Source organism: Vibrio sp. 03_296 (genome assembly GCF_002265885.1).
Map to the genome: position 1 here is coordinate 1 of NZ_NPKW01000635.1, position 671 is coordinate 671.

A 671-nucleotide genomic window follows, 5' to 3' on the forward strand; every position below is an offset into this window, starting at 1 on the left:
TGCTCAGCGGAATTTTGCCGTATCACCGATTTAAACTGATTGGTATTGATCGCGTCATCCATGATCGCCCCATAGCTGACTTTGTTCACCACACACAATGTCCGTTGTTTGAAGGCTCTTTGCTCAATCTGGCTAGCATCAACGGGCCCGTTGTCCATCTGAACTAAACTGATATTTTGCCTGAACAGGACTTGTTCACTGAAATCAGCAAAACGTTCCCTCTGCTCGGTTTAAAATAGTAAAATGGCATCTGCTTGGCCCGATTCAACATAGTTCAATGCTCTTGCCCAAGGCAGCACGGTGATTTTTATCGGCTGTTGCAGTTTAGCAAAGGCATGTTCTACCAAAGTCACAGCAACGCCCGAAACCACATCGTCTCGTGTTTCTATGTATGGCGGGTACTCTAGTGTGACGATTTCTAACACACGCTTTTCATTCGCCATCGCGCCAAACGACAGCCACACTGAGATAATCAATAGGAATTTATTTTTCACGATGATCTCCCTACATCGGATTTACCTATACCAACAATATATACAATCGATTTTATTGTTGCGTAATACCTAATTAATCTGTGGACATTGCCGGAGCAACATTGCGCATTGTTAGTCGTGCTTGTCCGAAAACCCGTTGCTCCGGCTTTTTTATCCTTTTTGTTATTGCAGGRRTAC

1 protein-coding gene is annotated in these 671 nt (G+C 43.9%); it reads right to left on the reverse strand.

Annotated features, from left to right (window positions below):
* Positions 1 to 230: 230 nt before the first annotated feature.
* Positions 231 to 494, reverse strand: a complete 264-nt coding sequence (locus CIK04_RS34200) for a hypothetical protein (RefSeq protein WP_325205871.1) — start codon at positions 492 to 494, stop codon at positions 231 to 233.
* Positions 495 to 671 lie beyond the last annotated feature (177 nt).